The 14811-nt window shown below is 63.3% G+C and carries 19 protein-coding genes; 17 read left to right on the top strand and 2 right to left on the bottom strand.

Features of this window, described 5'->3' with window-relative positions:
• Positions 1 to 54: 54 nt before the first annotated feature.
• The 5 genes from EDE12_RS19160 to EDE12_RS19140 all read left to right on the top strand — a co-directional run bounded on the left by EDE12_RS19160 (position 55) and on the right by EDE12_RS19140 (position 3905).
• Positions 55 to 714, top strand: a complete 660-nt coding sequence (locus EDE12_RS19160) for a peroxiredoxin (protein ID WP_026598403.1) — start codon at positions 55 to 57, stop codon at positions 712 to 714.
• Positions 711 to 1109 carry a metalloregulator ArsR/SmtB family transcription factor gene (locus EDE12_RS19155; RefSeq protein WP_026598402.1) on the top strand — a complete coding sequence of 133 codons (399 nt, stop codon included), beginning with the start codon at positions 711 to 713 and terminating at the stop codon, positions 1107 to 1109. Before EDE12_RS19160 ends, EDE12_RS19155 begins: the two co-directional genes overlap by 4 nt.
• 79 nt (positions 1110 to 1188) lie before the next feature.
• Complete coding sequence (locus EDE12_RS19150) at positions 1189 to 1470, top strand: type II toxin-antitoxin system ParD family antitoxin (protein ID WP_024879583.1); 282 nt, start codon at positions 1189 to 1191, stop codon at positions 1468 to 1470.
• Positions 1470 to 1784, top strand: a complete 315-nt coding sequence (locus EDE12_RS19145; protein WP_026598401.1) for a type II toxin-antitoxin system RelE/ParE family toxin — start codon at positions 1470 to 1472, stop codon at positions 1782 to 1784. Before EDE12_RS19150 ends, EDE12_RS19145 begins: the two co-directional genes overlap by 1 nt.
• A 63-nt stretch (positions 1785 to 1847) precedes the next feature.
• Positions 1848 to 3905, top strand: coding sequence for a YgiQ family radical SAM protein (locus EDE12_RS19140; protein ID WP_026598400.1), 2058 nt, complete (start codon positions 1848 to 1850; stop codon positions 3903 to 3905).
• A 94-nt stretch (positions 3906 to 3999) separates the two neighbouring features.
• On the opposite strand, the gene ssb is transcribed toward EDE12_RS19140, so the two are convergent.
• Positions 4000 to 4527 (bottom strand): single-stranded DNA-binding protein, encoded by a 528-nt coding sequence (ssb, locus tag EDE12_RS19135; RefSeq protein ID WP_024879581.1) that lies wholly within the window; start codon positions 4525 to 4527, stop codon positions 4000 to 4002.
• Positions 4528 to 4998: 471 nt separating this feature from the next.
• On the bottom strand, positions 4999 to 5472 hold the full coding sequence (locus EDE12_RS19130) for a helix-turn-helix domain-containing protein (RefSeq protein WP_026598399.1): 474 nt from the start codon (positions 5470 to 5472) through the stop codon (positions 4999 to 5001).
• Positions 5473 to 5576: 104 nt separating this feature from the next.
• On the opposite strand from EDE12_RS19130, the gene EDE12_RS19125 reads away from it, so the two are divergent.
• The 12 genes from EDE12_RS19125 to EDE12_RS19065 all read left to right on the top strand — a co-directional run bounded on the left by EDE12_RS19125 (position 5577) and on the right by EDE12_RS19065 (position 14786).
• Positions 5577 to 5807, top strand: coding sequence for a DNA-binding protein (locus EDE12_RS19125; RefSeq protein WP_348630687.1), 231 nt, complete (start codon positions 5577 to 5579; stop codon positions 5805 to 5807).
• A 533-nt stretch (positions 5808 to 6340) separates the two neighbouring features.
• Positions 6341 to 7792: a hypothetical protein gene (locus EDE12_RS19115; RefSeq protein ID WP_157198933.1), complete on the top strand. Its 1452-nt coding sequence runs from the start codon at positions 6341 to 6343 to the stop codon at positions 7790 to 7792.
• Entirely contained in the window at positions 7789 to 8550 is a 762-nt protein-coding gene (locus EDE12_RS19110; RefSeq protein ID WP_026598396.1) for an ATP-binding protein, read from the top strand. Before EDE12_RS19115 ends, EDE12_RS19110 begins: the two co-directional genes overlap by 4 nt.
• A gap of 29 nt (positions 8551 to 8579) precedes the next feature.
• Positions 8580 to 8804: a hypothetical protein gene (locus tag EDE12_RS19105; protein ID WP_026598395.1), complete on the top strand. Its 225-nt coding sequence runs from the start codon at positions 8580 to 8582 to the stop codon at positions 8802 to 8804.
• 2 nt (positions 8805 to 8806) lie between these two features.
• The gene (locus EDE12_RS19100; protein ID WP_134188236.1) at positions 8807 to 9100 is read left to right on the top strand and encodes a hypothetical protein; all 294 of its coding nucleotides are present in this window, start codon (positions 8807 to 8809) and stop codon (positions 9098 to 9100) included.
• Positions 9087 to 9503: a regulatory protein GemA gene (locus tag EDE12_RS19095; RefSeq protein WP_026598393.1), complete on the top strand. Its 417-nt coding sequence runs from the start codon at positions 9087 to 9089 to the stop codon at positions 9501 to 9503. The genes EDE12_RS19100 and EDE12_RS19095 overlap by 14 nt, the downstream gene beginning before the upstream one ends.
• A 52-nt stretch (positions 9504 to 9555) precedes the next feature.
• The gene (locus EDE12_RS19090; RefSeq protein WP_051592429.1) at positions 9556 to 10095 is read left to right on the top strand and encodes a winged helix-turn-helix domain-containing protein; all 540 of its coding nucleotides are present in this window, start codon (positions 9556 to 9558) and stop codon (positions 10093 to 10095) included.
• Positions 10096 to 10767: 672 nt separating this feature from the next.
• Positions 10768 to 11034 carry a hypothetical protein gene (locus EDE12_RS19085; protein WP_026598392.1) on the top strand — a complete coding sequence of 89 codons (267 nt, stop codon included), beginning with the start codon at positions 10768 to 10770 and terminating at the stop codon, positions 11032 to 11034.
• Positions 11035 to 11371: 337 nt separating this feature from the next.
• On the top strand, positions 11372 to 11584 hold the full coding sequence (locus EDE12_RS19080) for a hypothetical protein (RefSeq protein WP_134188235.1): 213 nt from the start codon (positions 11372 to 11374) through the stop codon (positions 11582 to 11584).
• Between the two features lie 55 nt (positions 11585 to 11639).
• Positions 11640 to 12605: a hypothetical protein gene (locus tag EDE12_RS19075; RefSeq protein WP_026598390.1), complete on the top strand. Its 966-nt coding sequence runs from the start codon at positions 11640 to 11642 to the stop codon at positions 12603 to 12605.
• A gap of 16 nt (positions 12606 to 12621) precedes the next feature.
• The gene (locus tag EDE12_RS19070; protein WP_051592428.1) at positions 12622 to 13089 is read left to right on the top strand and encodes a hypothetical protein; all 468 of its coding nucleotides are present in this window, start codon (positions 12622 to 12624) and stop codon (positions 13087 to 13089) included.
• Positions 13086 to 14786: a phage protease gene (locus EDE12_RS19065; protein WP_051592427.1), complete on the top strand. Its 1701-nt coding sequence runs from the start codon at positions 13086 to 13088 to the stop codon at positions 14784 to 14786. Before EDE12_RS19070 ends, EDE12_RS19065 begins: the two co-directional genes overlap by 4 nt.
• The last annotated feature ends 25 nt before the right edge of the window (positions 14787 to 14811 follow it).

The raw sequence follows: 14811 nt of genomic DNA, 5'->3' as shown, positions 1-14811 counted from the left end.
ATGTAATCGTATAGTCTGCTTGTGTCAAGCGAGGAATGGGGGCATTTGAAAGCCATGGAAAAAGAACCGACTTCGGCTCCGACGACGGCCGCGCAGGCGCTGCGCGTCGGCGATCTCGCGCCGGTTTTTCAGGCGCGCTCCACTGGCGGCGACATTCGTCTCGATCAGTTCCGCGGCCGCTGGCTGATCTTCTTCTCGCATCCGGCGGATTTCACGCCGGTCTGCACCAGCGAATTCGTGGCGCTCGCCCGCGCCGCGCCGCGATTCGAGGAGGTGGGCTGCGCGCTGCTGGGGCTTTCGGTCGACAGCCTCTATTCGCATCTCGCCTGGGTGCGGGCGATTCGTGACCTTTTCGGCGTCACCGTCCCCTTCCCCATTGTCGAGGATCCGACGATGACCATTGGTCGCGCCTATGGAATGTTGGACGAGACCGCCCGAGATTCCTCTGCGATGCGCGCGACCTATTACATCGACCCGGAGGGAATCGTGCGGGCGCTCACCTGGTATCCGCTGACGGTCGGCCGTTCGGTGGAGGAGATGCTGCGCCTCGTCACTGCGCTGAAAAAGGCCGCCTCCGGCGAGGTGATGACGCCGGAGGGCTGGACGCCCGGCGGCGATCTTCTGCTGCCGCCGACCAGCGTCGCGCAAGAGGCGCTCGCGCCCGACGCGACCAACGGCTGGTTCTATCGGACTTGCAAAGATTCAGGCAAATGACCGCACTCTACGAATCGCGCGAGCGCGCCAATGAGGCCGCCGAAAGGCTGAAGATTTTCGCGCAGCCGCAGCGGCTGATGATCCTGTCCTATCTCCTCGCCGGCGAGCACACGGTCGGCGAGATCGAGGCCGCGACCGCGATTCAGCAGCCGGCCTTGAGCCAGCAGCTCGCCGAACTGCGCCGCGCCGAGCTGGTGGAGACGCGCCGCGCCGCCAAGCAGGTCTTCTACCGCCTGGCCGATGCGAAGGTGACGCTCTGCGTCAAATGCGTCGAGGCGATCTTCGAAGGCGCCGCCGATCCGCAAAGCGCGCTCGCCGAGGCGCTGCGCGCGCCGCAGGCCGAGCGCGAGCCGCCGGGCAAGGCCGGAGCGGCGGCGTTCGCGAAGATCGTATAGCCGATGCCGGGGCCGCCTCCACCTCGACGCGCGGCCGCTGATGGTGTTAAATCCTATTGAACATTATCAGGGGAAGCCAATGCGGAGCACCCAGCAATTCAGCGTGACGCTGCCGACCGAAATGGCGCAAATGGTCAAGGCGAAGGTGTCGTCTGGAGAATACGCCAGCGAAAGCGAGGTCATTCGCGACGGCCTTCGCGCCCTGCTGGCGCGCGACCGCGCGGTCGAGAATTGGCTGGCGCAGGAGGTCGCGCCGGCCTATGACAGGATGAAGACCGACCCATCGCGCGGACGATCTCCCGCCGATGTTCGCGCGGCGCTGGCGGCCGAGCATGAGCGGGCGACGAAGACGACCCGGTGATGGGGTCCTATAACGTCATTTTCTCGCCCGAAGCCGAGGCGCAGCTCCTCGCCATCTATCGCTGGATCGCCGAGCGGGCGACGCCGTCGGCGGCCGAGCGTTTCACCGGCGCGATCGTCGATTATTGCGAAAATCTCCGCAGCTTCCCCGAGCGCGGGACATGTCGTGACGATTTACGGCCGGGCCTGCGGACGATCGGCTTTCGTCGGCGCGTGACGATCGCTTTTGCCGTCGAAGCCGAAGTCGTGACAATCGTCGGCGTTTTTTACGGCGGACAGGATTTCGAAGCTTCGCTGTCGATCGCCGACGAATGAAAGGCGAATCCTGCCGCAGCGCATCCTCGCATCCGGCCCGCCTTCCATGATATTCACGAGACCATGACGAAAGCCGCCGAAACCCGAGGCGCGGCCAAGCCGCTGTTCTCCTATCGCAAGCATTGGGCGCATCGCTTCGGCGTCGCGCCATTTCTGCCCATGTCGCGCGCCGAAATGGAGACGCTCGGCTGGGACAGCTGCGACATCATCCTCGTCACCGGCGACGCCTATATCGACCATCCGAGCTTCGGCATGGCCATCATCGGCCGCCTCTTGGAGGCGCAGGGCTTTCGCGTCGGCATTATCGCGCAGCCGGATTGGCGCGACGCCTCCGCCTTCCGCGCGCTCGGCAAGCCCAATCTCTTCTTCGGCGTCACCAGCGGCAATATGGATTCGATGGTGAACCGCTACACCTCCGACCGGCGGCTGCGGCACAATGATTCCTACACGCCCGGCGGCGAAGGCGGCAAAAGGCCGGATCGCGCCGTCATCGTCTACGCCCAGCGTTGCCGCGAGGCTTTCCCCGATGCGCCTATATTGCTCGGCGGCATAGAGGCGTCGCTGCGGCGCATCGCCCATTACGACTATTGGTCCGACAAGGTCCGCCGCTCCATTCTCTTCGACGCCAAGGCCGATCTGCTGCTCTATGGCAATGCCGAGCGCGCGCTGGTCGAGGTCGCGCATCGCATCGCCAAGCGCGGCATGGCGCAGGATTTCTCCGATATCCGCGGCGTCGCCTTCACGCGCGACGCGACGCCCGAGGACTGGATCGAGGCCTCGGCCGAGGACATTGACGAGCCCGACGAAGGCCGCATGCGCAAGGACGCGCAGAGCGAGACTGTCGTCATACGCCTGCCCGCTTTCGAGCAGGTCGCCAATGACCCCGAATCCTACGCCCGCGCCTCGCGCGTGCTGCATCGGGAGAGCAATCCGGGCAATGCGCGGCCGCTGACGCAGCGTCATGGAACGCGCGATATTTGGCTCACCGCGCCGCCCATTCCGCTGACCATGGCGGAGATGGATGGCGTCTATGATCTGCCCTTTGCGCGCGCGCCGCATCCGTCCTACACGCAGCCTATCCCTGCATGGGAGATGATCCGTCATTCGGTGACGATCATGCGCGGCTGCTTCGGCGGCTGCTCCTTCTGCTCCATCACCGAGCATGAGGGGCGCATCATTCAATCGCGCTCGGAAGGCTCGATCCTCAAAGAGATCGAGACGATCCGCGACAAGACCGAAGGTTTCACCGGCATCATCTCCGACATTGGCGGGCCGACGGCGAATATGTATCGCCTCGCCTGCAAGGATCGCGAGACCGAGGCGCTGTGCCGGCGGCCCTCCTGCGTCTATCCGGATATTTGCAAGAATCTCGAGACCAGCCACGACTCGCTGATCCAGCTCTATCGTAAGGCGCGCGCAATTCCCGGCGTCAAGAAAGTGATGGTGGCCTCGGGCGTGCGCTATGATCTCGCGGTGAAGAGCCCGGCCTATGTGCGCGAGCTGGTCGAGCATCATGTCGGCGGCTATCTCAAAATCGCGCCCGAACATACGGAGAGCGGCCCGCTCTCCAAGATGATGAAGCCCGGCATTGGCTCATACGACCGCTTCAAGCGTCTGTTCGACGCGGCGGCGCAGGCGGCCAAGAAGCAATATTTCCTCATCCCCTATTTCATCGCCGCGCATCCGGGCACGAGCGACGAGGATATGTTGAATCTGGCGCTGTGGCTGAAAAAGAACGGCTATCGCGCCGATCAGGTGCAGACCTATCTGCCATCGCCCATGGCGCTGTCGACGGCCATGTATCATTCGGGCTTCAATCCGCTGAAGCCGGTGCGCCGCGGCGCGTCGGAAAAGGTCGACGCCGTGAAGGGCCTGCGCCAGCGCCGCCTGCACAAGGCCTTTCTGCGCTATCACGATCCCGAGAATTGGCCGGTGCTGCGCGAGGCGCTGAAAGCCATGGGCCGCGCCGATCTCATCGGCCCCGGCAAGCATCATCTCGTGCCGGGCTGGCAACCGGTGGGAACCGGCAAGGCCGGCGAAGGCCACCGCACGGGCCAGAAGGGCGCGCGGACGCAGTCGCGGGAGTTCCGGACGAATGGGCTGCGCTCGCGGAGCTCATAGAGATTTCGAGCGCCCCCTCCCCGGCCCTCCCCCGCTTCGCGGGGGAGGGAACAGACCCCGCCCTTCATCGAGGGCTCGCGATCTCCCTCTGGACTCAGAACGGAATATCGTCGTCGAGCTGCTCCGACAAACGTCCGCCGCCGGCCGGCGCCGGGGAGCGCTCGGCGGGCGGGCGTTCCATCGGCGAGGAGCGGCCGAAGCTGGAGCCGCCGCCGCTCGACTGATAGGAGCCGCCGCCGCCTTCATAATCGCCCTCGCCGCGGCCGCCGCCCTTGCTGTCGAGCAGAGTCAGCTCGCCGCGGAAACGCTGCAGCACCACATCGGTCGCGCGGCGCTGAATGCCGTCCTTGTCCTGATATTCGCGCGTCTGCAGCTGGCCCTCGAGATAGATCTTGGAGCCCTTGCGGCAATATTGCTCGGCGATCTTCCCCAAATTCTCGTTGAAGATCGACACATTGTGCCACTCCGTGCGGTCCTTGCGCTCGCCTGTGTTGCGGTCGCGCCAGGATTCCGTCGTCGCCACGGAGAAAGAGACGACGCGGTCGCCCGAGGGCAGCGTGCGCACTTCAGGGTCACGCCCGAGATTGCCGACCAATATGACCTTGTTGACGCTGCCCGCCATGATCCTCTCCGCCTTGATGATGCTCGCGGCACCTTAGTCCGAAACGCGCGAGCGCGAAGACGTTCCGCCGCCTTGTCCACAATTCACGCGATGTTCTTTTTTTGTTCTAGCACCTCCCGCCGTGACGCGCAACGCCCCCCGCCTCCTGTTGGGGGGGACATCGATAAATGTCGGCGGCGGTCAGAGCTATTTGTCGATCTGACCGTAGATTAGCGAGTACCTTCAATATGATGATTTGTCCGCACGTGGGAAACAGGGTGCGGACGCTGCTGCGATGGTCGGACAGAGCTATTTGTCGACGACGGACAGAGCTATTTGTCGGTAATCGCATGGAAGCTGCCGACACATCAATAGGATGGCAAACATTTAGGTGCGGATATGGGTGAGGATATGGTCGTCGGGCTGCGCCCAAGGTGCGGATATAGGTGCGGATAGGTAGGCGTTGCCACTAAGGCAGCACTTCGGACCCGGCTATTCGTCGCCAACTTGGTCGCTCTGGGTCGTGCCCGAAAGATCGAAGAAGATCGCCTCAGCTGCCACAATGGCAGCCTCCTCAGCATCGCGGCGGCTCATTTTGAGGCCCGCCTCAAGCTTCTGTACAATATCTTCTATATCGTTGTAATGACGCGCAATCTTCCGCGCCAGCCATTTCGCATAGTCACTTGGATCACGCTCCTTCGGAACAAAAAGCAACGACTTCGCAAAAAAGTCCTTTAGTAATATCGCGAGCACTCTGTCATTGAGCACGCTGGTCGCAACACGGTGCTTTCCAGCTTGATTGCCTGTAATAAGATAGTCAACAGGCGTCATAAACTGCGCAGAGAACTTCGATATCTCCGCATATGGCACGGAATTACGCTTCTTCCACTTAGCTATATTTGATCTTGACGTGTTTATGGCGGCTGCCAAGCCCGCGTCCGTGGGGCACTCTGCAACTTTCTTCATCCGCTCGATTACGGCGGCTGCGGAGACGGACTCGGCCGGCTGCGAGATAGCTGCCGTTTTGGCTCCAAGTTCTGTTGACATTTTGGCAGCTCCATGTAGCTTTAATGGCACCACGCCACCCATCTATGGGAGTTACAATGACAGACAAAGCCAATCATTTCAAAACCGCCTTGGAAGAGAACGGCATCTCAATTACCGACTGGGCACGGCAGCGCGGCTTCAACGTCCGGACGGTCTATGGCGTCCTGCGTGGGGAATTGAAAGCGAAGCGCGGCGTCAGCCACAAAATCGCAGTCGCCGCAGGTCTCAAGCCGCAGCCCCGGAAAGCCTCCTGAGTATGAGCTGGCTTTCCTCTCAAGAACTGGCCGACTTGAGTGGAGTTGACGAGCGAAACGCGCGGCGCGCTTTGTGCCGCGCTTCCGTAGGAAAGCCTTGGCGCGGTGCCACACTGATCGTTCGCACCGTCAAGGGCCACCGGGGCGGCGGCCGAAGCGGCGTCCGCTACGAGGTCCGCCTCGACAGTCTCCCGCTCGGCCTTCAAGAGGCGCTCAAAGCCTCTCCGAAAGCCCTTCCCGCGCCGCTCGAAGGCCAAGCCCTCATTCGTGAGTGGCGTTTCGACATCGTTCATAGGGCCGGCGAACATCCGAAAGGTTCGACGGCTCGCGCCGATGCGATCCGCGCCATATGCGAGCGACCTATCCTCAACCCCGCGACAGGGCGGCTCGAAACACTGGCGCCGGACACGGTCCGCCGTTGGCTGCGCGAATACGACGAACGCGGCCTCGTCGCCCTCGGCCGAAAGAAGCGCGCCGATCATGGCGCGTCGAAGGCGATCGTTTCCATTCGATGCGACAGGGAGTTCAAAGACATGATCGATTTGACCGAAGTGAAGAAGCGGCTGCTCGACTTCATCCGCGCCCAACACAAGAACCTTGAGGGTATCAACAACATACGTTGGAAAGCCTCGCGCTTCCTCGAAGAGATCATACGTGAAGCCGGCTTCGAGCCCCCTCCCGGCTCTTGCAAAGTTCCTATGTGGGTTGTGAAGGCCGAAGACGACTATCGTCGCGTCGGCGAGCATCACAAAGACCGGAAGAAGTTCGACGACGACAATCCGGGCATTCTCCGAACGATCGAAGGGCTCTGGCCCATGGACATCATCGTCGGCGACGTTCACCCGCTCGACTTCCTGTTGCCCGAGGTCGAAGGCCTACAGCGATACGCGAAAGCGATTTGTTGGTTCGATGTGGCGACGGCCCGTCTCTGGGCGACTGTCGTCGTTCTGCCGAAGGGCGAAGGAATTCGCAACGAGCATGTGATCGCCAGCTTCAAGGAAATGGTGTCCGCGTGGGGCCTTCCGAAGAAGCTCTATCTCGATAACGGCTCGGAATATCGCTTCGCGGAATTCATCGACGACGCGATGAAGCTCACCCACACGGACTATCTGAGCGCTCTGACGCGCGCGAAGCCCTACAACGCCCGCGCCAAGCCTATCGAGAACCGTTTCCGAGTTTGGCAGTCCTATCTCGCCAAGCTTCCCGGCTATGTCGGCGGCAACCGCATGAAGGCCAAGACTGCGAATGTCGGGCGGGCGCCGACGCCCTACCACTCGCTTCAAAGCTTTCCCGTGATGATCGAAGGCTCGCTCGCGCAATATCATGCCATGCCGCAGAGCGGCGCCCTCGCAATGCGTTCTCCGACCGAGGCCTACAATCAAGCCGTCCTCGACGGCTGGCATAAGACGGAAGTCGATCCGGACGCATTCGTCGCCGCTTTCTCGACCGAAGAGACGCGCGAGGTCCGGCAAGGCCATATCAGCGTCGGCGGGCGCTCCTGGACCTGCGACGAGCTGGCGTCCTACCTCGGCAAGCGCGTCATTGTCGTCATTCCGAAATTCGAGAATTGGGATCGGTTGCCGATCAAAGACGAACGCGGACGTCTGCTCGGATTTGCCGAAGTGGACAAGCCCTTCGCCTATGACGACGTCGCCGGCGCGAAGGAGAGTTCCCGGCGGCGCAGGCTACGCGCGCGGGGGCTGCGCGACCTCGACGCGTCGGCGCCGACGATCGACGCGGAAGCCGAACTCTTGGAGGCGGTCGCGACCTATCCGAAGCAGCTTCCCGCGCCAGTCGGCGCGCGCGTGACGGCGTCCGACGAGGCGCGCCGCACGGCCGCGGGCGTGAAGGAAAGCCCACAAGAAAAGCGCGCGAGAGAGGACGCGCAGCGCGATCTGGAAAAAGCCGCGCGCCAGAGAAAATTCGAGGCGCAGAGAGCGCAAAACGCCCGCATTGCGGCGAATTTGAAGGCAAAATCCGCATGAAACGCGCGGTCCAAACGACAATATATAAGGCGATCGAAGATTTCGTATCCTACGCCATGATGACCGGCCAAGCCGTGTCTATCAAGGGGCCTCCCGGCATCGGTAAGACGTTCGCTCTCAAGTATCTCGCCGCGAAAATTCCCGGCGCCAAATACATCGAACTCGCCACGGCGAGCGGATCGATGAACCCAGCGACTCGGCTGATCTGCGATCATTTGGACATACGGGGCGGACAGCAGCATTGCGGCACGATGTGGCGCTCGCTCGAGACATATTTCGAGCAAGAACTTCGCTACAGAGACGACGAATTGGAGTCCAAACGGACAGTGATTTTTCTCGATGAGGCGCAATACCTCAAGCTCAACATTCTCAAGGATATTCTCAGTCTGTCGGAGAATTATAAGGCTACATTCGTCCTATGCGGCAACCGATCGCTCCTTAAGAGAACTCAAGCGGTCGACGCCGATGCGTTCGGACAAATGGGAAGACGGGTCGCGCGCCAGCTCGAGCTGACTCCTCCTGAAGACGAGGATTTCGAAAGCATCGCCGTCGACTTCGACGTCAGCGGCAAAGAGGCCTATCGCGCGTGCGTCGCCTTCGGCCGAGCAACCAATTCGATCGGCGAGCTTGTTCGCATGCTCAACGACGCTCGCCTGCAAGTAGGCGACGGCCCGTTGACGATCGACGAAATCAAAGCCGCCGCCGCCGTTGGCAAGTTCGGGCTAAAGGCCCTGAAAACCGCGTCGCTGGCGCGGTGACGACTGTTCTCCCGCAAGAGGCAACACACATGCAGCAACCCGAAATCCCGCCGGAACAAGACCTCGCCACGCTGTCGAAAGAGCAGCTCATGACGATCATCCTTCTTCAGCGCGAATACATCAATACGGCGGCCGGCGTCTTCAGCCTCCACATGGGCGCTCTGCTCGACGACACGAAGCGCGCCGCCGACGCACTGAACGCCGCCGTCAACCTGACGATTTCCGCCGACGAGCAATCCTTCAACGCACATTGAGAATGGAGCGAGCTATCATGGATGACTACATGCTGATTTGCCCCCAAGAGAAGGGGACGGCGCAAGAGAACATCGAAGCCGCCCTGTCCGTGAACATCGAGGCGCGGTCGATCTTGAACCTCGTGCGCGTTTCGACCTTCCACTTCAATCATCCCGAGCCGGAGGAAACGGAAGACTACGTCAATTCGATCAACGCCGCCGTCAAGACGGTCGCGGCGCTCCTGGACAAGGTTTCCGAACTCGTCTCGGATGCGAGCACCAAGCTTCGCAAGGAGCCCGCCCATGCCGACGGCTAAGCAAGTGGCGATGCTCCACGTCGCCAAGAAACAGCTCGGCCTCGACGACGAGACGTATCGCAGCATTTTAAAGAAGGTCGGCGGCGCCGAGAGCGCGGCCGAACTCGACCGATACGGCTATGAGGAGGCGCTCGCCGAGTTCAAGCGGCTCGGCTTCCGCGCGACCTCGCCAAATCGGAGCTTCGGGCTCCGGCGCGGCATGGCCACGCCGGAGCAAGTCGGCCTCATCCGCAAGCTCTGGACGGAATGGGCCGCCGGAGAGGAACCGGAAAAAGGCTTGGACGCGTGGCTCGAGCGCAGTTTCCACGTCTCGGCGCTGCGCTTCCTGCCCGCCGACAAAGCCGGCAAGGCGATCAATGGGCTTCGCGCCATGCTCAGACGGAAGGCCGGCCCGGCGGCCTGATCCACCGCCGGCCGCGGACAGACGACGGACGACAGACTCGAAAGGAATTGCGATGCGCGACGACGATTTTTTACCGTTTCGACTGACCGCGAAAGAGGCGCGCCTCGTCGCGCATTTGATGAAGGCCAGCCCGCGCGCCGCCTCACGCGCCGAGCTGACCCAGTCCGTCTATGCCGGCGCCGCCGCGCCGCGAACGGACCGCATTCCCTCGCTCGTCTGCGGCCTGCGCAAGAAGCTCGCGGCGCATGGCGTCTCGATAGAGACGAAGCGCGGCAAGGGCTATCGCCTGTCCGCCGCCATGGCGGAGCGCGTCGCGGCGATCGGCGCGGCACCCGCGGCCAGCGCCGGCCGGCGCGCCCGGCAGCTCGGCGCCGCGCCGATCACGCCCGCCGCCACCGCGCCGGCGCCCGCAAAGCTGCCGCCGACCTTCATGCAGGGCGGCGGGCTGCGGCTGCGCGAGAGGGTCACGGACCTCGCCCGGCGCTATTCGCTCGCGCGCGCGCTCGTCGCCATCGCCGGAGTTCGGCCCGTGGAGACCGGCGCCATAGAATTCGCCCGGCGACGCGACGGCGTCTTCGAAATGCGGCGTTGACGGGCGTTCGACGCCTCTTCGATCGGGCTTCGAGGCCGCCGGGAAACCGGCGGCCTTTTTCGTTCCGATGGTCGCCTTGCTATAAGGCGGCCGGCCGGCCATGCTGCGAACGCGCGGCGGCCCGGAAGCGGTAGTGGCGGGCAAGAAGCCTATGGAGGGGTCACGTCCTCCCCGCCGCGCGCCCGCCGGAGATTTTCGACGCCCGAGCGGGACCCACGCCCATCAAATCGATTTTGAAGGGGACTAAAAGCCCTTGAGTGCGTTTTTCTGACGTGGGCGTTGCGGTGGGGCGCACCGGGGTTCGAAGGCGATAGCGGGGCCGTTTCCGAGGCTCGGCGGGAATAGGGCCACGACGTCCATAATTCCCGCCCGAGTCCGTGGAGGCGGAGGGCGGCGCGGCTCGGGTGTGGCGGGGAGGACGCCACCCCTCCCATCGCGGCCTCGAGGCGGCCGGCAGGTCGATTTCGGCAACGCCACGGCGAAACTATCCGCCCTATGGAGCGCCTGGTCAATGACGGTCGCGAGCTTTTGGACTGCCCGCCGTCGTTGACAAATCACCTTTAGGAGCCGACCCTTCGCAGCGTCTTTACGAAGATGCACGCCATGAATGCAGGGATGCTCGCCGACACGGGAAATAGCTCGCTGGCGATCGCCGAGAACTGAGCGAGAACGATGAACGAAGATTTTCTCCGCCAAGTCGAGGCGATGAATGACGAGTTCGAGCGCAATTTGAAGGCGACCGGACGCGAGATCGCGACGACGCTCATGCTGAAGGCGTTATTCGGAATTGTCGAGACATTGGACCCGCGGTTTACGAGCGACGCGCTGCGCCCCGCCTTCGAAGAGAAGCTCGCGGAATTGCTGCCGTCAGACTCTCGGGGAATGAACGCCATTATTCGGAAGAGCGCTTCGGACGCCATCAGCGAAGTTCTATCCTGAGAATTGCTGCCGCTTGATAGCGGCCCTCGTTGCCGATAACCAAGCCTTACCCGGCGAGCCTCACGCACTCGCCCCGCGCCTCGCGCAACCCCTCTCCCCATATCCCGCTCAACTCGCCGCAGGGTGCGACTTCGCACCCTGGTGAAACATTGCACCCTGTTTACGGTGAGATCGCCGGCAAGCTGTTAGGGCGCCTTGTCGGCGGCCTCTGAGGCCCCGGTTCTTGCCATGAGCCGGGGCCTCTTTTTCCCGCCGACGACACGCGCAGTCCGTGGCGCGTTCCTCGCCGAGAGACGAAGCGGCCATCATTCTTCGCCCTCGAGAGGAAATCGCGATCATGAGCGACGGAAAGGAAGCGGCGCTTGCGGGCGTTGCAGAGACGGCCGGCGGCGAGCTGATCGACATCACGCTTTCGACCAACGTGATTATCGACGGAAAGACGCATCCCGCCGGCTCGACCATCCATGTCACCGGGGCTGGATACAACGCGCTTCGCGAGGCGGGCGCGATACCGCATGCCGGCGATCGACAGCGCGGCGCGGCCGAATAGGCGACCGTTCGAAGCCCTCTGAAACCAGCCAAAAAGTTACATCGAGAGGAATACCATGGCCCCGTTGCGCCCCTTCACCGTCAATCCTGTCCTCACCGGCATCGCCATTGCCTATGTCAACCCCGACGTCGCGCTGATCGCCGACGAGGCGCTTCCGCGCGTCGAGGTCGGCGGCGAGGTTTTCAAATGGACGGAATATCCGGTTCACGAAGCCTTCACGGCGCCGGACACGCGCGTCGGCCGCAAGGGCCGTGTGCCGGAGGTCGAATTTTCGGGAACCGAGCGCGATGGCTCGGTCGAGACCTTCGGCCTTCAGGACGGCATCCCCAACAGCGATATAGAGGCGGCCAAGGCGCAGCGCGACAAAGGCCTCTCGAGCTATGATCCGCTCGCCCATGCGACGACATGGCTCTCGCATCTGCTGCGCGTCGACCGAGAGACGCGCGTCGCCGCCGCGGTTCAAAACCCCGACAATTATCTTCCCGCCAATGTGACGAACATCGTCACGGCGGCCGACCGTTTCGACGACGCGAACAGCGACCCGGAAGCTATTCTCGACGCCGCCTTCGCCGCCCCGCTCGTCTTCCGGCCGAACACGGTCACAATGTCCGAAGCCGTCTGGAACGTGCTGCGCAAGCATCCCCAGCTCGTCAAGTCCGTCAAGGGCACGACGACGGGCGCCGGCAAGATCGCGCGTGCGGAGTTCATCGAATATTTCGAGATCAAGAAGCTCTTGATCGGCGCCGGCTATGTGAATGCTGCGCGGGCCGGCCAGCCCACGGACCTGCGTCAGATATGGGGCAAGGATATCAGCCTCACCTATCTCGACTCCTTGGCGCGGCCGGGGACGGGCGGCGTGACCTGGGGATTTTCGCCGAGCTTCGGGGCGCGCATCGCCGGGACGATCGAAGACGCGAGCATCGGCCTTCATGGCGGGCAAGTCGTTCGCGTCGGCGAGATGATCAAGGAGTTCGTCGTCGCCAAGGCGGCCGGCGCGCTCATCCGGAACGCGATTTCCTAAAAGGACAGCGAGCGCGATGAAATGTCCGAAGTGCAAGACGGTCATTCCGCGCGCTCGCCCTGTCCTGCGCCCATCCGAGAGAAAGCTCTCCGGAGTTCTTCAACTCTTCGCGGATGCGATCGGCGTCGAGGCGGCGCTCGCCATAGCTCGGGAGTATGGCGGACAGAAACGCTATTTTCCCTCTCGAAAATACATCGAGGCCGGCCATCCTTCATGGCTTGTCGACGTGATCGGGCGAGAAAAGGCGGCCCAGCTCGGCGATGCGATAGGCGGAGAGGAATTCAACATCCCTCGCGGGCCGGAACGCGGCGCATCGAGGTATCTCAAGGTCAAGGAAGCCCACGAACTCGGATTTTCAACAAGCGAGATTGCGGCCTTGCTCGGAATGCATAGGCGGACAGCGTTCTACTATATCTCCGCCATTCACCAGGAAAAGGCCGCGAAGCAACAGCCCGCCGACCAAGAGAAGGGGCAATCACAATGACCGCTCACGCTGAACGCCTCGCATCCTTTTCCGTCGTCGCGCCGCTCCCCGAGAGCGCGGCGGAACCGCCGGAATGGATCACGATTTTTCCCGCGCTCGGCGACGTCAAGACGCGCGACAACCGTTCCTATTCCGTCGACGGCGCGGCCCTCATTCGCGCTTTCGAGGCGAGCAAGCTGGACATTCCGATCGACATCAATCATGCGACGGACAATGCCGCGGCGCGCGGCGAGCGGTCGGACGCCGTGGGCTGGATTTCGGGCCTGCGCATCGAAGGCGGCGCGTTGCAGGGCAAGGTCGAGTGGCTGGACGAAGGCCGCAATCTTTTGGCGAAGCGCGCCTATCGCTATGTGTCGCCTTCCTTCATGCACACACCGGACGGCCGCGCGACATGGGTGAAGGCCGTGTCGCTGGTGAATGCTCCGGCGCTCGCCAATCAGCCCGCGCTCGCCGCAGCCGGCGAGCCGGTTCAAGACCAGGTCATTTATCGCGTTGTTTCCACGTCGCTGCGGCAGACGTCTCCCGCGCCGGATTGGGTTGTCGTCTTTCCAGCGGTCGGCTTCGTCGAGACGGCCGGCGGCCTGATCTTCTATATCGACGCCGAGGCGATCCTCGAGGATTTCGCGACGGCGACAAAGGAGACGGACGAAGGCTTCCGGCAATTCCCCGTGAATGTCGATCATCGTCCGGACGAGGCCGCCGACAGCGGCAAAGACATCACCTCGCCGCCGGTCGGCGAAATCCGCGAGCTGCGGATCGAAGCCGGGAGATTGGAGGCGCGCGTCGAATGGACAGGCGACGCCGAAAACATCTTGAAGCCCGGAACCTATTCAGCAACGTCGCCAGCCTTCTTTTACGAGGCGTCGGGCAAGGTGAAGCGGCTCAAATCCGTTTCCCTCGTCCGTTCTGTCCGCCCCTTCGCGAAGGCGCGCGCCGTCGGAAACGACGTCTCGCGCGTGGAAGCGGACAGCTTTTCGGCGCGGCCGGCTTCCGTCGAGAATGCGACCTCCTCTTTCGAGGCGAGCGTGCGGCTCGGCAATCTCGTTTCGCAGACGGCGAAGACGCTCATGTCCGAACATGAGGCCGCCGGTCTCTCTCTCACTATCGTCGACGCTTTGACGATGGCGGCGACGAGGCACGCGCCGCCGAGCGCCGGCTCCGCCTCGGCGAGCCATTCGCCGGCCGCCACGCTCGCGCGCCTCGACGCGACATCGCCGGAAGGTCTCGCGCAGACGGGCCGCAAGATCGCGGATTTGGCGAGCTCGCTCGTCGCGCAGGCGAAGCGCGCGGGCGCGACGCTGTCCTTTCTGGACGCCGTGTCGCAGGCCACGGCGCAGCTCGGCCTTTCCAGCGACGCCGAAGGGAAGGAGAGCGCGTCTCCCGCATTGGCCGGCGGCGGCGATGCGACCGCGGCGCTGTCCGTTCGCGATGTGAACGCGCGCATTCGCGCGGCGAACGCACTGGTGGCCGAACACGCCGCCGCAGGCCAGCCCTTGACGATCGTTCAAGCCTTCGAACGATTGGCTGCGGAAGCGAGCGGCTCGGATGCGCGCTCGCAGGCGCAGCGAGCCGGCGAGCCCTCCATTCTCGACGCGCAGAGCATCGTTCGGCGCGCGAACAGACTCGTGGCCGAGCATCGCGCGGCCGGCCTTTCTCTGAGCTTCGTCGAGGCGGTCGAGCGGACCGCGAATTCTTGAACCGGCGCGCCGCGCGGGAGATTTC

It is taken from the genome of Methylosinus sp. sav-2, from assembly GCF_004366495.1.
GTDB lineage: Bacteria > Pseudomonadota > Alphaproteobacteria > Rhizobiales > Beijerinckiaceae > Methylosinus.
The sequence above is the reverse complement of the archived record's forward strand: the minus strand, read 5'-3'. Positions and strand labels throughout refer to the sequence as shown.